This is a genomic window from Mucilaginibacter sp. (assembly GCF_028288225.1).
Classification (GTDB): Bacteria; Bacteroidota; Bacteroidia; order Sphingobacteriales; family Sphingobacteriaceae; genus Mucilaginibacter.
The window spans coordinates 26,519-46,284 of record NZ_JAQBOC010000042.1 but is presented as its reverse complement, the minus strand read 5'-3'; the positions used below and the strand labels follow the sequence as shown (position 1 = coordinate 46,284).

Genomic DNA, 19,766 nt, shown 5'->3' with positions numbered 1-19,766 from the left:
AAACCAGCAATACCTTATAAACCTGATTCCATCATTTTAATCAATATTTCAAAGAACGCTTTATGGTCTCACGACCGCAATTGTTGACAATAGTTGCGCAACGATCACGCTTGCGGAAGGGAGGGTGGTCCAGCGCAGCGTCGACCGGGTGGGTAAATCTGCGGGCGATATTAACGCAAATGCATTGGCGTTAATGCATGGCGGCGTGGACTCACCCCGGCATTGCTTCGCTCGCCGACTCTTTGCTTCACAGAAAGAGGGGGAACTGTATTTCTTCCTTAACTTAATAACATTGAGCAACTAGCTAAGCCGGGAAGGCTTTATTGTAATTTTCTTCCAAATGGAAAATCCACCATAAATGAACATCAATCCAATAAAAAGGTACACCCAAATTGAAATGTTGCGACCAGCGATCACCAGGTAAAGATAGGGCAGGCTAAAACTAAGCGAGGCGAAAAGCAAGGGAATAAGAATAGCCTTTTTTACTTTTAAATTCTTCAGGAGCCAGGCAAGAAATATAAAAAATCCTATTTTGCTGATCAGGTATAAACTGCCGAGAACTAAAGGATCAACCTCATGCTTTTCTCCCAAACTGATTACCCAGTCTTTAAATACCGTAATATATTCCGTCATGCAATGCAAGATAGACATAACAATCATACTTCCAACAAAACAATGTGATAATCAGGAAGGATATTAAGGTTATTATCAACGCGCTTTTAAATTGATATGGCAGAATTAATTGTAAGCGTAGATGTTCACAAGGAAAAGCACCTCTGCAAATGCATAAAAATCCCGGGTTGAAGTGCTTATTGGCGCCGGTTTCTCACTGTACCCTTGTACATCAAAAAATCCTAAGGCCGAATTGCCCAGGCCAGGCCGTCTGCCCCGCGTATATCAATGTGCCCGGCGACTTCTAACGTCTTGAGGTTTATAATCGCCACATAGTTGTCAGCTGTGCAGCCGATAAACGCGCGCGATCCGTCATCGTCCACCAAAATGCCAGCCGCGCCGCGCCCGGTATTTAGCCGTTTCAATTCCTGGTGTGATGCGGCATCATAAACGAACAGGTCTCCCGTTCGCAGGCTTGTGATCAGTACCCGTTTGCCATCCGGAGTAAACTTCAGCCGGTTGGCCCCAAAAACCTTCGCGTCAATTGTGCCGGTTACCTTTTTTGATGCGATATCGATAATGGTAATGGTGCCGTCATCAGCGCCTGCGGTCCACAGCTCGCGTTCATCAGGCGAAACATCAAACCCCTCAGAACCTTTTCCTACAGGGATAACAGTTTGCACCCAGTCCTGACGCGCCGGAGGCGTGAACCCCGCCGGATTGGGTGTGGGCTTGATCAGGCTATCCACCAAAATGCTGACTGTTCCTGCCGAAACGTTTGTGGTGCAGACCGTCTTCGCATCCGGGGTTACGTAAATCATATGCGTTCTGTTCTGGCCTGTTCCCATGGCCCAGTCTAGTTTACCCGTTGCGGGGTCATAACGGCCAACGGCTTTGGCGCCCTCTGCACTAAACCACACCTTACCGCCAACGAACGTGAGGCCGTGCGGGCCCATCAGTGGCTTTGTATCAATATTGGGTAAAGGCTTTTGTGCCACCAGGTCGATCACATTAAGCTCGTGCAAGCTGCCGCCGCCGTAGATCGAAACATACGCCGTCTTTCCGTCAGCTGATGCGATAACCTCATGAGGATCGGAACCCACCGGGACACGTGCGATAATCTTCAGCGTACCCGGATCTATTATTGCCAGAATATGATCGCCTTTTGAAAGCGCCAGCAGCGTACGCGGAGGCGTAGCCTGGGCGGCACATTCGGTTGCGGGGTAAACCAAGGCTAATAATAAAAATATTACTTTAGTGATTTTCATAATTTTAGGCTGAATAAAGTGATGACTAAAAAGCTTTATGAATTGTTTTGGGTACTCTAAGGTAACCACATATATTGTCAATTTTTTTTAAAATCGACCTAAGCTGAAAAACAATAGATGTTAGGAAGGTTTTAACCGATCAGTTAAAGTTAGTTTACCCGTCTCAATACAGCGTAAAGATGGCCCATATCGTAAGGCTCTGCTAACTTAATGATATCACGCTCTCCCAGGGAAGCTACCGTGTACCCACAATTTTTAAGAACACGTGAATGACAATGAGCCGTAGGCTCTACCGCTTTGTAGAAAAATAACGATTAAGATTTTTGCCTCATCGAGGCTACCCAGCCGTCAGATTTGTAACAATCGGATCCGCATCGTGCCGGAAATGGTGGTAAAGGGTAGCCACCTACGGGGCAAAATATCTTTCTTTCCAGTAGCTACAAAGAGGTAGAACCCATGGGTCAAGAAAAACATGCCTGACAAAAAGATATGGGTACGCGATAGCCCAGGGACGGGGATTGCACAAGCCTTGTTTTTCAACATCTACTACCTCTGCAACAACCCCAGCCTAAATCAACTTATCAGGCGTAATAGGCAAATCCCTTACCCGTTTGCCCGTTGCGTTGTATATGGCATTGGCTATGGCTGCGGCTACGCCTATGGTGGCAATTTCGCCCATGCCTTTTGCACCTATAGGGTTAATTATGGGGTCGGGTTTATTTACAAAGTATGCCTCTACCAGTGGTATATCGGCCTGTACGGGTACATGGTAATCGGCAAAGTTATTGTTTACCAGCCGGCCATAACGGTGATCTATCACGGCCTCTTCCATCAACGCCATACCGGTTCCCATAATAGTACCGCCTATCATCTGGCTGCGGGCAGTTTTTGCACTTATTATTGTTCCGGCATCTGCACTTGAAACTGCTTTATCAATTTTTATTACGCCCGTAGCGGGATGTACCAGCACCTTTATAAAATGTACCGACCATGAGTACATGGAGTATTTACCCTGTTCCTCACCGCCTTTTGATGCGGTGGTTACTTCAAGCTTGTCAAGGTTTTGCTGTTTAAGGATCTGGGTATAATCAGTGGCGCTGGAGTTGCCTGCCAGGGTTTTAAACTTTTCTTTAAGCGCCTCGCAGGCATCGTGCACTGCCGAACCTACGGTTGATGTTATTTGCGAACCGCCCTGAGTTGGTGATGGCGGCAATGATGAATCGCCCATATCAAACCTGATCTTATCAGCAGGGATGCCCATAGTTTCAGCTGCCACGGTTACCATTGCCGTACCTGTACCGGGGCCTATATCTGTTACCGCGGTTTGCAATATCAGTGTACCGTCAGCCATCATCCTGGCCGTTACCGTAGCCGAGCTGCGGTGAGCGCCAAACATGCCGGCAGCCATTCCATAGCCCGCGAGCCAGCCATTTTGGGTTACCGAACCCGGTTGCTGGCTCCGGTTGCTCCAGCCTATTTTATCCGCGCCAAGCTTATAAGCATCACTTAAAAATTTGCTCGAATACGGCTTGTTGTTTGATGGATCAGTATCGGCGTAGTTTTTAAGGCGCAGCTCTATTGGGTCGATATTAAGGGCGTAGGAAAGCTCATCCATCGCTGATTCAAGCGCGAACGCTCCTGTCGCCTCACCGGGACCACGCATAGGCGTTGGCACATTTACATTGAGCGATACCAGGCGGTATTTTGTATTTACATTCGGACAGGCATACATCAGCTGACTGATATTAACCACACCCTCCGTAAAATCTTCATAAGCCGAGGTTTGCCCGGTAGCTTCATGGGTGATGCCTACCAGCTTGCCATCGGCAGTAGCGCCTATGCCCACCTTTTGCCAGGTATAAGGGCGATAGCCTACCGAAGTAAACATATCGGCACGGCTCAGCACCAGCTTAACCGGTTTGTTTAGTACTTTTGCGGCCAGTACTGCAGCAATTTCATGCGGCCAGGTGCGCAGGGCGGCTCCAAAGGCGCCGCCGACAAATGGCGAGGTTACCTGCACATTTTCGGGCGGTACTTTAAATGCTTGTGCAATAGTTCTCTGGGTTGATTTTACGCCCTGTGTTTTATCCCAAACGGTTATTTTATCGTCGGCATCCCATCGGGCAATAATGGCATGCAGCTCCATGGGGTTATGCACTTCGGTTGGGATGATATATTCCTGCTCAATTTTTATCGGAGCCGATTTGTATGCATCTTCCTGCCCTTTTACATAATCTTTTCCCTTGCTAGGCGCAAAGCCATTGCTCATATTTGTTTTCAACTCAGTTTGATGAGCAGTTACATTATACGTGGCACTAACCAGCGATGCGGCAAACAGGGCCCGTTCAAATGTATCAGCAACTACAAGGGCAATTGGCTGTCCGTTGAAGTAGATCTGATCGTTATAAAATATTTTTAAAGGACCTTTTGGTGGAGGGTTATCTACCTGGTAACCCGGAATTTTTGGAGCATTTAAATAGGTAAGCACCGAAAGTACACCGGGTGCGCCTTCTGCTTTTTTTGTATCGATGGCTTTGATGCTGCCTTTGGCAACCGTACTGCCAACCAGCACACCATACACCAAACCTTGCACATTATATTCTGCGGAATATTTGGCTTTTCCGGTAACCTTCAGACGGCCGTCAACACGGCTAAGGCCTTCTGTATTGCTTATTGTTTTGTTTTCCATACTTATAGTAGATATAAGGGGTAGTATAAATGAACTTTTAAAGAGCTGAACCAGCTTGGCATCCTGTAACGCTTGTAATATTTGTTTCACCCCGGTACAATTGTTACAGTCGTTACAACGGATATAGCGACCTTACAATGGGATGTCATCCTGAGTTTGTCGAAGGGCGACGTGCGCAGAGGCCTATCCGCTTGCCCAAGCATGGAGCAGAGGCCTTTGCCCGCGTCGTGGTTCGACAAGCTCACCATGACAGGCCGTTGAAAACCTCACCATGACATCCCCCTTATCATTTCTCCAGGATTTCCCCCGGAATTTATATTTCAGCATACCCCCTCTTAACTCAATCAACCTAATCCAACTTAATCAACCCAATCAACTTCTCCCGATCAACTCAACTCCACATCCATCCCTACCAGCTTATCTGGCGTAATGGGCAGCTCCCTTACCCGTTTACCGGTTGCATTATATACTGCATTAGCTACTGCTGCGGCCATGCCTATTAAAGCGATCTCGCCCATGCCTTTGGCGCCCATCGGGTTTATGTACGGATCGGGCTTGTTTACAAAAAGGGCCTCTATCTGCGGAATATCCGCATTAACAGGTACATGGTAATCGGCAAAGTTGTTATTCACTATTTTGCCGTAGCGATGATCTATCACTGTCTCTTCCATCAGCGCCATGCCTATCCCGCCAATAGCACCGCCAACTATCTGGCTGCGGGCCGTTTTAGGGCTCACTATCCGGCCCGAATCGGCCACACAAACTGCTCTGTCTACCTTAACAACCCCAGTTGAAGGGTGCACCAGCACTTTTATAAAATGCACCGACCATGAGTAAAACGCATACTTATCGCGTTCAGTCCCACCGCTTGCTGAGGTGGTTACTTCCAGTTTTGGCAGGTTATGTTTTTTTAGTACGGCTGCATAATCAGGATGATCAGTACCGCCGTTACCTATTAATTTTTGAAAATTTTCTTTCAGCTCGGTACACGCCGCATAAACAGCCGAGCCTACTGTTGCCGTAGTTGCCGAACCACCCTGGCTTGGCGCCTGTGGTAATGACGAATCGCCCATATCAAACCTGATCTTTTCTGCAGGGATGCCCATAATTTCGGATGCTATGGTTACCATTGCTGTGCCTGTACCCGGGCCAATATCACTTACAGCCGTTTGTATAATCAGTGTTCCGTCAGCCATCATTATTGCTTTTGCAGCTGCTTTGTCACGATAGGCGCCAAACATGCCGCCCCCCATTCCATAGCCAACCATCCAGCCATCTTTTGTAACCGATGCCGGTTTGGCATTCCTGTCGTTCCAGCCAATACCATCAGCCCCCAACTTATAGGCCTCATTCAAAAACTTGCTCGAAAAAGGTTTGCCGCTCTCCGGGTCGGTTTCGGCATAGTTTTTCAGGCGGAGCTCTATCGGGTCGATTTTCAGCTCATAAGAGATCTCATCCAGTGCCGATTCGAGCGCAAAAGCGCCGGTTGCTTCTCCCGGCCCGCGCATCCATGTTGGTGAGCCGATATCAAGTGCGGCAAGCTTATAAATGGTATTTACATTGGGGCATGCATAAGTGGACCTGCTCACACCTATTGGCCCTTCGTTAAAATCTTCGTAGGTTGATGTTTGGCCTATGGCTTCATGGGTTATGCCTACCAGCTTTCCATCTGCAGTAGCGCCAATTCCTATTTTTTGCCAGGTATAAGGGCGGTAACCTACCGAGGTAAACATATCGGCCCTGCCAAGCAGCAGCTTAACCGGCCGCTTAACCACCTTTGCAGCTATAATTGCGGCAACCTCATGCGGCCAAACCTGTAACGCGCTGCCAAAGGCACCGCCTACAAACTTTGAGTTTACCTGGATATTGTCCTTAGGAAGCTTAAATATATTGGCAATCCCATCGCGGGTATCCTGTACCCCCTGGGTTTTTGTCCACATGGTAAGCCTATCATCAGCCTCCCATTTTGCAATAATGGCATGCAGCTCCATTGGGCTGTGCACCTCGGATGGGATAATGTATTCCTGCTCAATTTTTACCGGGGCAGTTTTCCAGGCATCAACCGTTCCGCGCTTTGTCTGGCCGTCGCCCTCTGGGGCAAAAGCTTTGGCGGCATTATCCCTAAGATTGGTATGATGCTTATCGGCGTTGTATTGCGCCTTAACTAATGATGCAGCAAACAGGGCCCGCTCAAAAGTATCTGCAACAACAATGGCTATGGGCTGTCCGTTAAACAGGATCTTGTTATTATAAAATAGCTTATACGTTCCTTTAGCCGGTTCCGGCTTGCCTGGCTCAACCTGGTAACCAGCCACTTTTGGCGAGTTTAAATAAGTAATAACCTTCAAAACACCAGGCGCTCGTTCAGCCGCTTTGGTATCTATCAACCGGATGCTGCCCTTAGTTATGGCACTGCCCACCAGCACCCCATAAACCATTCCGGCAGGGGTAAACTCTGCAGAATACCGGGCTGCCCCTGTAACCTTTAACCGCCCGTCTATCCGGCTCATTCCTTTGGTCATTGTGTCATTAGTCATTGTGTCATTGGTAAAAAGGAACCTGTTAATCGATTGAATTATTGCTTCGTAAATGCCCTTACAACTTCTACAACAATTACAACCCTTACAACTCGCAATAAACTAAACTAACCCCGCCGCATGTTTCAATGCTTCGGTAATGGTAGCAGGGGCCAGCTTTAATTTAAATGAATTATACTGGTAACCTTTAGCGCCCTGCATGGCTATTTGTGCGGCTTGCTTAAAGCTGTCTTCGGTTGCGGGCTTGCCTATAAGAGATTTTTCAGCATCAAATAAACGCCATGGCTTATGCGCCACACCGCCCATTGCCAGCCGGGCCTGCTTAATGGTGCCATTGCTGATCTCCAAAGCTGCCGCTACAGATACCAGCGCAAAAGCGTATGACTGCCTGTCGCGCACCTTCAGGTAATAGCAGTTTTTAGCAAAGTTATTATCGGGGATCTCCACACCGACAATCATCTCGCCGGCTGCCAAACGATTATCCAGTTCCGGATGATCTCCGGGCAGGCGGTGAAACTCTGTGAAGGGGATCCGTCTTTCGCCTTTTTTACCGGCAATAATTGCAACAGCATCCAGCGCAGCCAAACCTACACTCATATCACTTGGGTTTACGGCTATACATTGCTCGCTTGTGCCAAATATGGCATGCATACGGTTAATACCTTCCAGCGCACCACAACCGGTGCCGGGCGCCCGCTTGTTGCAGGGCATAGTGGTATCGTAAAAATAAGTACAGCGGGTGCGCTGCATCATATTACCGCCAACCGTGGCCATGTTGCGCAGCTGAGGCGATGCCCCTGCCTTTAAGGCCATACTTAGCAAAGGTTGCTTTTGAAGCACCAGGCTATTTTCTGATACTACACTATTTAATGCCAGCGCACCAAGGTGCAAACCGGTTTTAGTAGCAGTTATAGTTTTTAATGGCAGCTGATTTATATCCACCAGCTTATCAGGCGCAGTAACACCACGCTTCATCAGGTCGATGAGGTTGGTCCCGCCTGCTATAATTTTTGTACCGGGTTTGGCAATGGCCTCAATGGCGCTTTGCTGCGTTAATACCCGGGTGTATTGAAACTGTTTCATACGGCTTTCCCTCCTTCCTTAACTTCCTGTATGGCGTTAACTATGTTTGGGTAGGCCCCGCAACGGCAGATATTCCCGCTCATGTATTCCCTTATCTCTATCTCCGAATTGGCGTGCCCTTCCCTTATACAGGATACTGCCGACATGATCTGCCCCGGTGTGCAATACCCGCACTGGAACCCGTCATGCTTTAAAAAGGCTTCCTGCATAGGGTGCAGCTCTTCGCCTTTGGCAAGTCCCTCAATGGTGGTTATTTTTTTGCCACTGGCCATAACGCCAAGTGTAAGGCAGCTGTTTACCCTGTGCCCGTCAACATGCACCGTACAGGCGCCGCACTGGCCATGGTCGCAGCCTTTTTTGGTGCCGGTAAGGTCGAGCTGTTCGCGTAAAATATCAAGTAAAGTAGCACGCGGCTCAACCGAAAGGCTGTGCGCAACACCATTAACCTCAATTTTTATGGGCATCTTTTCAAATGCTGCCGCTATTTTTTCATCAACATGCATCTCCGCAGCTTTAACAGCGGTACCTGGTGTTAAGGCAATAGCAGTTAATAAGGTGCTCTGTTTTAAGAAATTACGGCGTGAATTATCCTTCGCCTCCGGGTCATGTCCGGGCAAAGCATGGTCTTTTTCGTCTTCCATAGGATATGGCTTTATTGTAGTACAAGTTAGGGAATATTTTATTTAGATAAAGAAGAGGAAACAAAGATTTTACAAAAAGTACCGTTATGTTTTATTTTATATAATGCTTTTATACAGGTAGTTAGGGTGATAAATAATTAAACCTCAGCAGCAGGTTATTGCAATAAAGTGCAGAATGTCAGAGGGATCACTTTTAGAATTTTTAACACCATTTATTCCGCAGGCCTTCGACCTGCGCTGGTCCATTTCGCACTTTCAGGGCTTGATGTTTTTGGTTCTCTACACTATATAAAGGCCTGATATTAAAGGCCTGAAATGCCGAAATACATTAGCGCAGGTCGAAGGCCTGCGGAAGAGGGTATAAGAAACATGTTAATAAACCCCGGCTGCTAGTTTATCGTCGTTTTTCTAACCGATTTTTGGTCTTGTTATTTTTAAAAGCGATTTCCCTCGTCAGGGGGATTCGCTGTTAGCTTTTTGTAATTCCTTTTCATTACATTTACAAAAACCCATGCTTGCCATATTGGCATGCAAAACAACTTTTGTAACAACGGTATGTGGTTTGCTATCTAATTTGTAAATTCAAACTGCTTAAATCTAAAAAAGAAACATAATGAAGAACTTATTAATAGTATTGGGCATCATTATAGTGATATGCCTTATTGGGTCATGCAGCTATAATGGCATGGTATCAAAACAAGAAAATGTAAAAGCTAAATGGGGCGATGTACAATCAAACTATCAGCGCCGTGCGGATTTGATCCCTAACCTGGTTGCTACCGTTAAAGGTGCGGCTAATTTCGAAAAAAGCACACTGGTTGAAGTTACCAATGCCCGTGCAAGGGCTACCTCTATACAGGTTGATCCTACAAAACTGACTCCTGAAAGCATTCAAAAATACCAGGCGGCACAAGGGCAGTTAAGCACCGCTTTAGGCCGGTTGCTGGTTGCATCTGAAAATTATCCCGACCTGAAATCAAACAGTAATTTCACCAATCTGCAAGCCTCGCTTGAAGGGACTGAAAACCGGATTAACGTTTCGCGCCGCGATTTTAATGCCGCCGTTCAGGAATACAATACAACTATCCGCTCGTTCCCGGCTGTAGTAACTGCCAAATTATTCGGCTTTAACGAAAAAGGAAGCTTTACCGCCGACCCTGAATCGCAAAAGGCACCTAAAGTTGCTTTTTAACGATTTTGTGATTACACCGATTAGAGGAATGATTATACTGATTAGCAATCAAACCGGTGTGATCACTCTCAAATCAGTGTAATCCTATTAACATATCGGTGTAATCATTCTAAAAAAATCAGTGTAATCATAAACAGTATGGCAGTATTTACCGAAGATGAGCAGCAGCGCATCCGCACCGCAATTGAAAATGCCGAGAAGTATACTTCAGGGCAGATCCGCGTTTGTATCGAGAAAACCTGCAGCGAAGATGTGCTTGACCGTGCCGCTAAATATTTTCACCAGCTGGATATGCACAAAACCAAGCTGCGCAACGGTGTGCTTATTTATGTGGCCACTGTTGACCGTAAGTTTGCTATTATTGGCGATGCCGGTATAAACAAAGTAGTGCCTGCCAATTTTTGGGATGATACCAGGGAGAAAATGCTGGAGAATTTTAAATATGGCAACCTGGTTGAAGGGATTGTTACCGGGCTTGAAATAGCGGGCACGCATCTGCAAAAATTCTTCCCGTACCAGGCTGGCGGCAACAATGAACTATCAGACGATGTATCCTTTATGGATGGCGAATAAACATAAACTCATGTTAAGAAAACTCATTTTATTTATTAACCTGCTGCTAATAGGCTTTATTGCCTTTGGGCAGGAGCTGCCGCCAAAGTCGGGCACATTGGTTACTGATTTTACCAAATCCACGCTTAACGATGAGCAAAGAGGCTTGCTTGAAAGCAAGCTGGTGCAGTTTAATGATTCTACATCAACCCAAATTGCAATAGTAATTATTAAATCAGTAGGCGATTATGATATTAATGAGTTTGGCCAAAAACTCGGCCGGGCATGGGGCATTGGCGAAAAGGGCAAGAATAACGGGATCCTGATACTGGTTGCAGTAGGCGACCGCAAGGTGGCCATTCAAACAGGTTATGGCGCCGAAGGAGCCGTACCCGATGTTATTACACACCAGATAATTCAAAACGATATTACGCCACGCTTTAAGCAGGGCGATTATTATGGCGGACTTGATGACGGCACGTCCAAGCTGATGCAATACATGAAGGGCGAGTACAAGGCAAGTAAAAAGCCTAAAGCCAGTGATGGTGGCAGCCCTATTGGTTTTATTGTAATTGTTATTGTGGTAGTGATCCTCATCATAGTGTTCCGTAAACGCGGTGGCGGCGGCGGGCATATTATTGGCGGCCGTGGCGGTGCAAGTCCGTTTTGGTGGTTCCTTGGCGGTGCTATGCTTGGCCGGGGCAGCGGCGGCTGGGGTGGCTTTTCTGACGGTGGCGGCGGCTTCGGCGGCGGATCATCAGGAGGAAGTGACAGCGGTGGTTTCGGCGGATTCGGCGGCGGCGATTTCGGCGGCGGCGGCTCAAGCGGGAGTTGGTAGACCGCTGATTTTCACGTTAATTGTTTTCAGCGGCAGAGAAGAGGGCTTTACCATTTTAATTGATTAAGCTGATTTTTTTGTGCGGATCATAAAATTCGATAATTTTTCCTGTTTACATGTTCAGAGATATTATAGTTGATGAGACTCAAAAACTTGCACTTGTTTTGGCAAAACTGTTGGGTTTTAAAGCCGAAGGGAAGGCTGATGAATTTACGCATCTTGCAGAAAGCACCATGCTGAATGAGTACGATATTACTTTGCATGAGGTGCTTGAATTAAGCATTGAGGATTTTAAAATTAGGCTTGCGGAGCAAAATTATAGTGCTGGCAAACTTGATGCGCTAGCCTCGGTTTTATACCTTACTAGTGAACCCCTTGAGAACAATGCCGAAACAGCTAAAACGCTGCAAAAGGTGCTTATTATTTATGATAGATTAGAACAGCAATATCACCGGCAGTCTTTTGAAAATATAAGTAAAAGAAACATCATTCATCAATTTTTAAAAACTCATTCGGGCAACCTCCCGCTGTAAATATTTATTAAATAAGGGACCTCTTACCTTTAATATTTAAATAGCAGGATAATAAGATATCCTTAGAAACACTTGTTGTTAATATGATTTTTGCAGCGTAATTTAGAAGCACTAAATCACACCTGAAAAAATTATCACAATGACAGAAAATGCACAAACTTTACTTAAGGGTTTTGTACGCTTAAGCGGCTCTGTAGCCGAAGTAGCAAGTAAACTTGGCCCACTTGCAGGCCTTGAAGGTACCTGGCACGGCACCGACGGATGGAACCTGATAGCCGTTCCTTCTCAAAATCACGGCAAGCCTTCTTTTACGCTGCTGGTACAAAACTATTCGGAAACTATAACTTTCACCGCAATTGGTGCACCGGTGCCAAACCGTGGCGGCGCTACCGAGCAGTTTATTACCGGTCTTACCTATGAGCTTACAGTAACCGATAACACAACCCAGGGCGTTCTGCATATTGAAAACGGCATGTGGCTAAATATGGCCGATGTGCAGGCTCAGCCTGACGGTCCGGTAAAAGCTGCAGCACCAATGCCTTTTACCATAGCAAGGATGGCCAGCATCCCGCATGGAGATGTGGTTATGGCACTTGGAAATGCAACAACATCAGGCGGTAAATTTTCAATACCCGATATGAATGCCCTCCCTGTTGATATGGGAAGGCCCGACCTGGGCTACCTGGATGCCTATAAAATTATTCCGCAATTCCCGCATTTCAGGGCTGCCAATCCCAATTTAATGCTGCAGAAAGCTATCGCAAATCAAACTATAGGTAATGTAACCACCATTCATGTTGATACTAAAAACCATGGTGGCAATATTTCAAATATTCCGTTTATTCATGAGCATGTGAATGCCTCGCGGTTCATGTCAACTTTTTGGATAGAAGATGTAACAATGAATGACCTTCACTTTAAACAACTGCAATACTCGCAACAGGCCGACCTTGATTTTCTCCCGAAATTTGGTATTCCCGGCTTAATTATGTGGCCGCATGTAAATGTGAATACGCTGAGAAAGCAATAGGTTGTTCATAGTTGATGGCCGGAAAGCAGGTCGCTTATGATTGACAGATCGTAACGTTGCTTCCGTTTATGAACTATTATGAACTAAAACGGCTATTTCTTACATTCGCCCGGTTCTACTATGAACCATGAACTATGAACCATGAACTAAAGTGGAAAATACTTTCATCACACTATATCCATAAAGGTCCCTGGGCCACGCTGCGGTCTGACCGGTGCGAAATGCCCGACGGCCGGATTGTTGAAGATTATTACGTTTTAGAGTACCCTAACTGGGTAAACGCAGTTGCCATAACTGACGACAATAAGATCTTAATGGTACACCAATACCGCCATGCAGCCGGCATTGTTTCGCTCGAGATCCCGGGTGGAGTAATTGAAGCCGGTGAATCTGCGGAATATGCCTTGCGCCGTGAGCTGCTGGAAGAAACCGGCTACCAGTTTGACGATTTTGAGTTGCTCTGCGAAATATACGCCAACCCGTCAACCGCCAATAATAAAACCTCGTGTTTCCTGGCCCGCAACGGCAAAAAAGTGCAGGATCAGCAATTTGATGAGCACGAAGAGCTTATTGTTGAAACCTTCACCATTGATGAAGTAAAACAGCTGCTGGCTGATAATAAAATAGCCCAGGCACTGCATTGCACTGGGTTGTTTTATGCGCTGGGGAAGCTGAAAGCATAAAGCAAAAAGACCAAAGCTTAAAAAGCTTTCTGCTTTGGTCTTTCAGCTTTCACCTCCCTAAGGTGTTCTCGTAACTGTTAACTTACGGATACAATTATTATCCTGGTCGGCAACATAAATGTTATTGTTGGCATCAACCGCTATTGCCTGAGGCTGGTTAAACAGCGCTGTAGTACCCGCACCGTTTACAAACCCGGAAGTATTTAAAGTCCCTGCCAAAATATAGAGCACATTGGTGGTAGTGCATTCCATTATGCGGCCGCCTTCATCGGCTATGTAAATATTTCCCTGCTTATCAAGCGCTATGCCTGTCGGGTAGTCTATCAGGTCGGTTTGTGTTGGGCCGCCTGCTATGGTTGTAACTACACCATCTGCAGTAATTTTGCGAATGGCAGAATTACTTTGGTCGGCCACATACACGTTGCCGGCGGCGTCTACAGCCACGCCATTAGGGTTGTCAAAGGCTGCAGCGACGCCCGTTGCATTTATATAACCCCCCGTTTTAAAGCCGGCAAGGGTAGTTACCACACCAGCCGGTGTAATTTTACGGATAGCGTTATTACCACGATCGGCCACATAGATGTTCCCGGATGCATCAATGGCAATACCGGCCGGATTGTTAAATTCGCTTGATGTGCCGGTGCCGTTCACAAATCCGGCAGTACCGTTACCTACAAAAGTGCTCACCACTCCACCGGCTGTGATCTTACGGATAACATTGTTACCAAAATCAGCAATATAAATGTTTCCCTGCCCGTCAACAGCTATCCCGTTAGGGCCATAAAATTCGGCACTTAGGGCGTTGCCTTCACCATAGCCAAGTGCTCCGGTCCCGGCAGTAGTACTTGTCAACCCTGCTGCTGTAATAGCGCGGATGCGGTTATTATACGAGTCGGCCAGGTAGATCTTTCCGGATGCATCAACCGTAATTCCCTGTGGGTTATTGAACCGGGCGCTTAAGCCGGCTCCGTCAGCGAAGCCAGCCGCCCCGTTGCCTGCAAGTGTGCTTACCGCAGTAACTACAGCACTAACGCCTGTGCTTGTTGTAAACTGTACAACGCTGCCATAGGCTGTGCCGCTACTGTTGCTGGCATAGGCCCTTAAATAATACGTGGTACCTGCCGTTAAGCCAGTAAGGTTGCTGGTAAAAATAATTGGGAGCGAACCGCTGGTGCTTAACGTTTCGGAGGTTTTGCTGTCAGCTACTGTAGGTGTTTTATTGGTTGCGCTGTAGCAAACACCATTTGCTGTTAATAAGCTGCCGCCGGCATCAGAAATTGTTCCGCCGCTTTGTGCCGTAGTTGATGTTAAGTTGATGATCAATCCGGCCGTAGCAATGGTTGGTACAATTCCGGTGTCGGTGGTGGTAGTACTTTTTTTACAGCTGTTGGCTAATAATACAAATGATAATAATAGTGCAAGTAAAAAGATTTTGCGGAAATAGGGGGTTTTCATGCAAATAAAAAGATAAGGATGTAAAAGTTAGTTCATGCAGCTTGTGCTGGTTTTTATTAATGAACTGCAATTATAGGATTCATATTATAAATGGGAAAAAATTTAACAAATATTAACAGGGCGGTTTAACTCCCGGTTATCGTGAAATAGTTTCAACACGGCATTCATTTTTCAATACATAACCAGTGTTTCACAAAAACCACCCTTCACTTTTATTGTTGTATAGCTATCCCCTTAAATATTAAATATCATGAAAGCATTAGCATTAATTTGGGGCCTGTTATTTTCCCTACCCACATTCGCACAAAAGCAAACACCCCTGCCTCATGGCATGGTTTACGGCACTAAGCCCGATACCGGCGCTATGCTGGATGCTGTAAAGCTGGAAGCTTTTATGGGTAAAAAAACGCGGATCAGCACAACTGTTAAGGGGCGTGTTTTAAACGTTACCAAACCAAAGGGGGGCTGGTTTACTATTGATGCCGGCAATGGGAAAGTAATAGCGGCACACTTTAAAAATTATGGTGTTAATATCCCGGCAAATTTAAAGGGCAAATATATTATTGCCGACGGCATAGCCGCAAAACAATTTATTGCCGATGATCTGCAGCACTTTGCCGGCGATACCGCTACAGGGAAAAAGCAGCATGTCGTTAAAACAGATGCTAAACATAGGCTCACCTTTGAGGTTAAGGGGCTGATGGTGGAATAAAAGGGGATAAGCACGCCGATCTATTTCGGCACCCACAGGACAGATCGCCTACATGCTGGCCACTTAGCATGTGAGGTGCTGAAATAAATTCAGCATGACATTATCTTAGTATTAAGGTTTCACCCCCCCCCCCCCCGGCCATTCCTGATCTTAATTAAACTTCGAATTCCTGGTTAGCACCGAAGGCTCCAAATACAAATCATGTACAAAAAGCTCTTTTACCTTTTCGGCAACTTCATTGCGGTTTACTGTTTGTGCATTGCGGCGGCAGTTACGGGAATGTTCCCGGGCAATCTTCTCCGCAAGATCGCCCAATGTTTTTACGGGCAATTCTTTACCAAATTTGCCCGCAAGTATTAAACCTGTGGCAGATAATATTAAGCCAACACTGCTTATTGCCGGGTAAAAGAACAGGCCGATGATTGATACACCCAAAATCAAAGAAAATACAAAAACGACAGATCCTTTGGGTTTTAACAGGTTCATTTTAAAGCCCATTTCTTTTTCAATCTCTGCAATAACCTGTAAACGGGTATCCCTGGGGAAAATATCCGACAGGCGGGTTTGCGGCTTTATCAGCTCCTTATCGGCGGAAACAGTTGCATTAATAGCATTCCTGAGCTTGTAAAACGCCTTCTGCGTAGTACAGGCATCGCCGTTTTTATGCTTTACCTTTTCAACAATGGTATCGCAAAGGCTGCCAAACGTTTTAACCTCTCTCAGGTCCTCATTAGCAAGTTTGATATCAAATGAATTCTGGATCTTCCTCAGCACATCATCCATATCTTCCGGATCAACATTATTTAAATTGAAGGCCGGGTTATTATTTTTTACGTTAACTTTCAAAACTAATTCACTAAAGTGAAACCATAGCTTACAGGCGTCAAAATAACGCCGGTAAACTTTAACTGAATAGCCGGAGATCCTGCTACCTGCTTAAGTACATTGATTTTTCTTTATACAAATGTCTGAAGTAGGGGTCCTGCAGGTTTGGTATAAAACGGATAGCTTCGCCGGTTGATTTCATTTCAGGGCCAAGCTCCTTATTTACTTCCGGAAATTTATCGAACGAGAACACGGGTTCTTTTATGGCATAACCCCATAATTTACGTTCAATGGTAAAATCTTTTAATTTATTTACACCCAGCATCACTTTAGCCGCAATGTTTATGTAAGGCACATCATAGGCCTTTGCAATAAACGGAACTGTACGCGATGCGCGCGGGTTGGCTTCTATCACATACACTTTATCGTTTTTAACGGCAAACTGTATGTTAAGCAAGCCTATCACATTAAGGGCGTTTGCTATTTTAATAGTATATTCTTCTATCTGGGCTATCACATTGTCCGACAGGTCGAACGGTGGCAGCACGGCAAATGAGTCGCCTGAGTGGATCCCGGCAGGTTCAATATGTTCCATAATGCCTACAATGTGCACCTCATCGCCATCACTTATCGAGTCTGATTCGGCCTCGGCAGCACGATCAAGGAAATGATCTATCAGTACGCGGTTACCGGGCAGGTTCTTTAACAGGCTAACCACCGCCTTTTCAAGGTCCTCGTCGTTAATAACGATGCTCATCCCCTGTCCGCCTAATACATAGCTTGGGCGAACCAGTACCGGGTAACCTACCTGGTGCGCTACTTCAATGGCTTCTTCGGCGCTTTCAGCTACCCCGTATCTTGGATAAGGGATGTCAAGCTCCTTCAAAAGATCAGAGAAGCGGCCGCGGTCTTCGGCAATATCCATATCATTAAATGATGTGCCTATGATCCTGATGCCATGCTCGTGCATTTTCTCGGCCATTTTTAATGCCGTTTGCCCGCCAAGCTGAACAATCACCCCATAAGGTTTTTCAAGCTCGATGATCTCTCTTACATGCTCCCAGTAAACCGGCTCAAAGTATAGCTTATCCGCCATATTAAAGTCGGTAGATACAGTTTCAGGATTGCAGTTGATCATGATGGCCTCAAAGCCTGATTCTTTTGCGGCAAGCAAGCCATGCACGCAGCTGTAATCAAACTCAATACCCTGCCCGATGCGGTTAGGGCCCGAGCCTAATACAATTATTTTTTTCTTATCAGATGCGATGGATTCGTTCTCACCCTCGTAGGTTGAGTAGTAGTAAGGCGTTTTTGCGGGGAACTCGGCCGCGCAGGTATCCACCATTTTATAAACGCGGCGGATGTTTAATACTTGTCTGCGCTGGTAAACATCCTCTTCAGTAACATTGCCTAATATGTAAGCTATCTGCGTATCTGAAAATCCTTTTTGTTTAAGAGTGAAGAAAAACTCTTCAGGAATATTATTGAGTGAATAACGGCGAAGCTCGTTCTCTAAATTTACTACATCCGCAATCTGGTTTAAAAACCAGCGGTCAATTTTAGTAGCCTTTCTAACTGATTCAATCGGTACACCCAAACTCAGGGCGTCATAAATATGGAATAACCTGTCCCAGCTCGGATGCTCCAGGCTGTGCATAATTTCTTCCAGGTTGCGGCTCTGCCTGCCATCAGCTCCAAGACCGGCACGGCCGATCTCCAAACTCTGACAAGCCTTTTGCAGCGCCTCAATAAAGCTGCGGCCTATTCCCATTACCTCACCAACAGATTTCATCTGCAGGCCAAGCTCGCGGTTAGCGCCTTTAAATTTATCAAAGTTCCAGCGGGGGATCTTTACGATCACATAATCAAGCGAGGGCTCAAAATAAGCCGAAGTTGTTTTGGTGATCTGGTTTTCTATTTCGTCGAGGTTGTAACCTATGGCCAGCTTTGCAGCTATTTTAGCGATGGGGTAACCCGTAGCTTTTGATGCAAGTGCGGATGAGCGCGATACCCGCGGATTAATTTCAATGGCGATGATAGCCTCATCAGCCGGGTTTACCGAGAACTGTACGTTACAGCCGCCGGCAAAATTACCAATGGCACGCATCATGCGGATAGCCTGGTTGCGCATATCCTGGTAGCAGCGGTCGCTCAGCGTCATTGCAGGGGCAACGGTTATTGAGTCGCCGGTATGGATGCCCATCGGGTCGAAATTCTCGATAGAGCAGATGATGATCACGTTATCGTTACTGTCGCGCAGCAGTTCCAGCTCATATTCTTTCCAGCCCAAAACTGCCTGCTCAACCAAAACCTCATGTGTTGGCGACGCCTGCAAACCACGACTTAAAGCCGCATCAAAATCTTCTTTTTTATGTACAAAGCCGGCGCCTTTACCACCCAAAGTATAGCTTGGGCGAATAACCAGCGGGAAACCAATTTCCTGCGCGGCTTCTTTTCCTTCTAAAAACGAGTTGGCAATTTTTGAGGTAGCCACGCCTACACCAATGTCAACCATCAGCTGGCGGAAAGCCTCACGATTTTCAGTTTTTTCAATTGCAGCTAAATCAACACCTACAATCTTTACACCGTATTTTTCCCAGATGCCGCGTTCAGCAACCTCAATACAAAGGTTAAGCGCTGTTTGGCCGCCCATTGTTGGCAGTACGGCGTCAATTTTTTGCTCTTTCAGGATCTTTTCAATGCTATCGCTGGTTAAAGGCAACAGGTAAACATGGTCGGCAATAACCTTATCCGTCATTATAGTAGCAGGGTTGCTGTTAATGATGGATACGGAGATCCCTTCTTCTTTTAAGGAGAGGGCGGCTTGCGAACCAGCGTAATCAAACTCGCAGGCCTGGCCTATAATAATAGGACCTGAACCAATAATTAAAACGGATTTTATGGAGGTGTCTTTGGGCATGGGCTTTTTTGTATCCGAAGAAATGCCTGGTGCGAAATGCCAACTTAAAACTTCCGAAATTGATGGTGCTGCATTCCGCAATTCGGGTATCTTCTTGTCGGGGTGCAAAGATACAGTTTGTGAGAATATGTTGTTATATTTTTTTGAATTAGTTCTTTTGGATGATTGGGGTGGATTGGGTTGAGTGGGTTGAGTA

At 46.1% G+C, this 19,766-nt stretch carries 16 protein-coding genes; 7 read left to right on the top strand and 9 right to left on the bottom strand.

Annotated elements, in window-relative coordinates; genetic code table 11:
- Positions 1-300 precede the first annotated feature (300 nt).
- The 6 genes from JWQ54_RS12955 to JWQ54_RS12930 form a co-directional block, all read right to left on the bottom strand.
- The gene (locus JWQ54_RS12955) at positions 301-633 is read right to left on the bottom strand and encodes a hypothetical protein (RefSeq protein WP_299585320.1); all 333 of its coding nucleotides are present in this window, start codon (positions 631-633) and stop codon (positions 301-303) included.
- Between the two features lie 221 nt (positions 634-854).
- The gene (locus tag JWQ54_RS12950) at positions 855-1,880 is read right to left on the bottom strand and encodes a YncE family protein (RefSeq protein WP_299585318.1); all 1,026 of its coding nucleotides are present in this window, start codon (positions 1,878-1,880) and stop codon (positions 855-857) included.
- A gap of 568 nt (positions 1,881-2,448) precedes the next feature.
- Positions 2,449-4,659, bottom strand: a complete 2,211-nt coding sequence (locus JWQ54_RS12945; protein ID WP_299585316.1) for a xanthine dehydrogenase family protein molybdopterin-binding subunit — start codon at positions 4,657-4,659, stop codon at positions 2,449-2,451.
- A gap of 296 nt (positions 4,660-4,955) precedes the next feature.
- Positions 4,956-7,106 carry a xanthine dehydrogenase family protein molybdopterin-binding subunit gene (locus JWQ54_RS12940; protein WP_299585314.1) on the bottom strand — a complete coding sequence of 717 codons (2,151 nt, stop codon included), beginning with the start codon at positions 7,104-7,106 and terminating at the stop codon, positions 4,956-4,958.
- 102 nt (positions 7,107-7,208) lie between these two features.
- Entirely contained in the window at positions 7,209-8,189 is a 981-nt protein-coding gene (locus JWQ54_RS12935) for a xanthine dehydrogenase family protein subunit M (protein WP_299585312.1), read from the bottom strand.
- Positions 8,186-8,830: a (2Fe-2S)-binding protein gene (locus JWQ54_RS12930; protein ID WP_299585310.1), complete on the bottom strand. Its 645-nt coding sequence runs from the start codon at positions 8,828-8,830 to the stop codon at positions 8,186-8,188. The genes JWQ54_RS12935 and JWQ54_RS12930 overlap by 4 nt, the downstream gene beginning before the upstream one ends.
- A 613-nt stretch (positions 8,831-9,443) precedes the next feature.
- Here JWQ54_RS12930 and JWQ54_RS12925 point away from each other — a divergent pair.
- From JWQ54_RS12925 to JWQ54_RS12900, 6 genes are all read left to right on the top strand, one after another.
- Complete coding sequence (locus JWQ54_RS12925) at positions 9,444-10,022, top strand: LemA family protein (RefSeq protein ID WP_299585308.1); 579 nt, start codon at positions 9,444-9,446, stop codon at positions 10,020-10,022.
- Between the two features lie 138 nt (positions 10,023-10,160).
- Positions 10,161-10,595 (top strand): TPM domain-containing protein, encoded by a 435-nt coding sequence (locus JWQ54_RS12920; RefSeq protein ID WP_299585306.1) that lies wholly within the window; start codon positions 10,161-10,163, stop codon positions 10,593-10,595.
- Positions 10,596-10,605: 10 nt separating this feature from the next.
- Positions 10,606-11,412, top strand: coding sequence for a YgcG family protein (locus JWQ54_RS12915; RefSeq protein WP_299585305.1), 807 nt, complete (start codon positions 10,606-10,608; stop codon positions 11,410-11,412).
- A 116-nt stretch (positions 11,413-11,528) separates the two neighbouring features.
- Positions 11,529-11,945, top strand: coding sequence for a hypothetical protein (locus JWQ54_RS12910; protein ID WP_299585304.1), 417 nt, complete (start codon positions 11,529-11,531; stop codon positions 11,943-11,945).
- Between the two features lie 139 nt (positions 11,946-12,084).
- Positions 12,085-12,975, top strand: coding sequence for a heme-binding protein (locus JWQ54_RS12905; RefSeq protein ID WP_299585303.1), 891 nt, complete (start codon positions 12,085-12,087; stop codon positions 12,973-12,975).
- A gap of 134 nt (positions 12,976-13,109) precedes the next feature.
- Positions 13,110-13,658 (top strand): NUDIX hydrolase, encoded by a 549-nt coding sequence (locus tag JWQ54_RS12900; protein ID WP_299585301.1) that lies wholly within the window; start codon positions 13,110-13,112, stop codon positions 13,656-13,658.
- A 57-nt stretch (positions 13,659-13,715) separates the two neighbouring features.
- Here JWQ54_RS12900 and JWQ54_RS12895 read toward each other — a convergent pair whose 3' ends face one another.
- Positions 13,716-15,113 carry an NHL repeat-containing protein gene (locus JWQ54_RS12895; protein WP_299585299.1) on the bottom strand — a complete coding sequence of 466 codons (1,398 nt, stop codon included), beginning with the start codon at positions 15,111-15,113 and terminating at the stop codon, positions 13,716-13,718.
- Between the two features lie 250 nt (positions 15,114-15,363).
- Between JWQ54_RS12895 and JWQ54_RS12890 the strand changes: the two genes are divergently transcribed.
- On the top strand, positions 15,364-15,825 hold the full coding sequence (locus JWQ54_RS12890) for a DUF4920 domain-containing protein (RefSeq protein WP_299585297.1): 462 nt from the start codon (positions 15,364-15,366) through the stop codon (positions 15,823-15,825).
- 150 nt (positions 15,826-15,975) lie between these two features.
- On the opposite strand, the gene JWQ54_RS12885 is transcribed toward JWQ54_RS12890, so the two are convergent.
- Together JWQ54_RS12885 and carB are read right to left on the bottom strand one after the other, a co-directional pair.
- The gene (locus JWQ54_RS12885; protein WP_299585295.1) at positions 15,976-16,671 is read right to left on the bottom strand and encodes a hypothetical protein; all 696 of its coding nucleotides are present in this window, start codon (positions 16,669-16,671) and stop codon (positions 15,976-15,978) included.
- Between the two features lie 82 nt (positions 16,672-16,753).
- Complete coding sequence (gene carB, locus JWQ54_RS12880; RefSeq protein ID WP_299585293.1) at positions 16,754-19,570, bottom strand: carbamoyl-phosphate synthase large subunit; 2,817 nt, start codon at positions 19,568-19,570, stop codon at positions 16,754-16,756.
- Between the last annotated feature and the right edge of the window lie 196 nt (positions 19,571-19,766).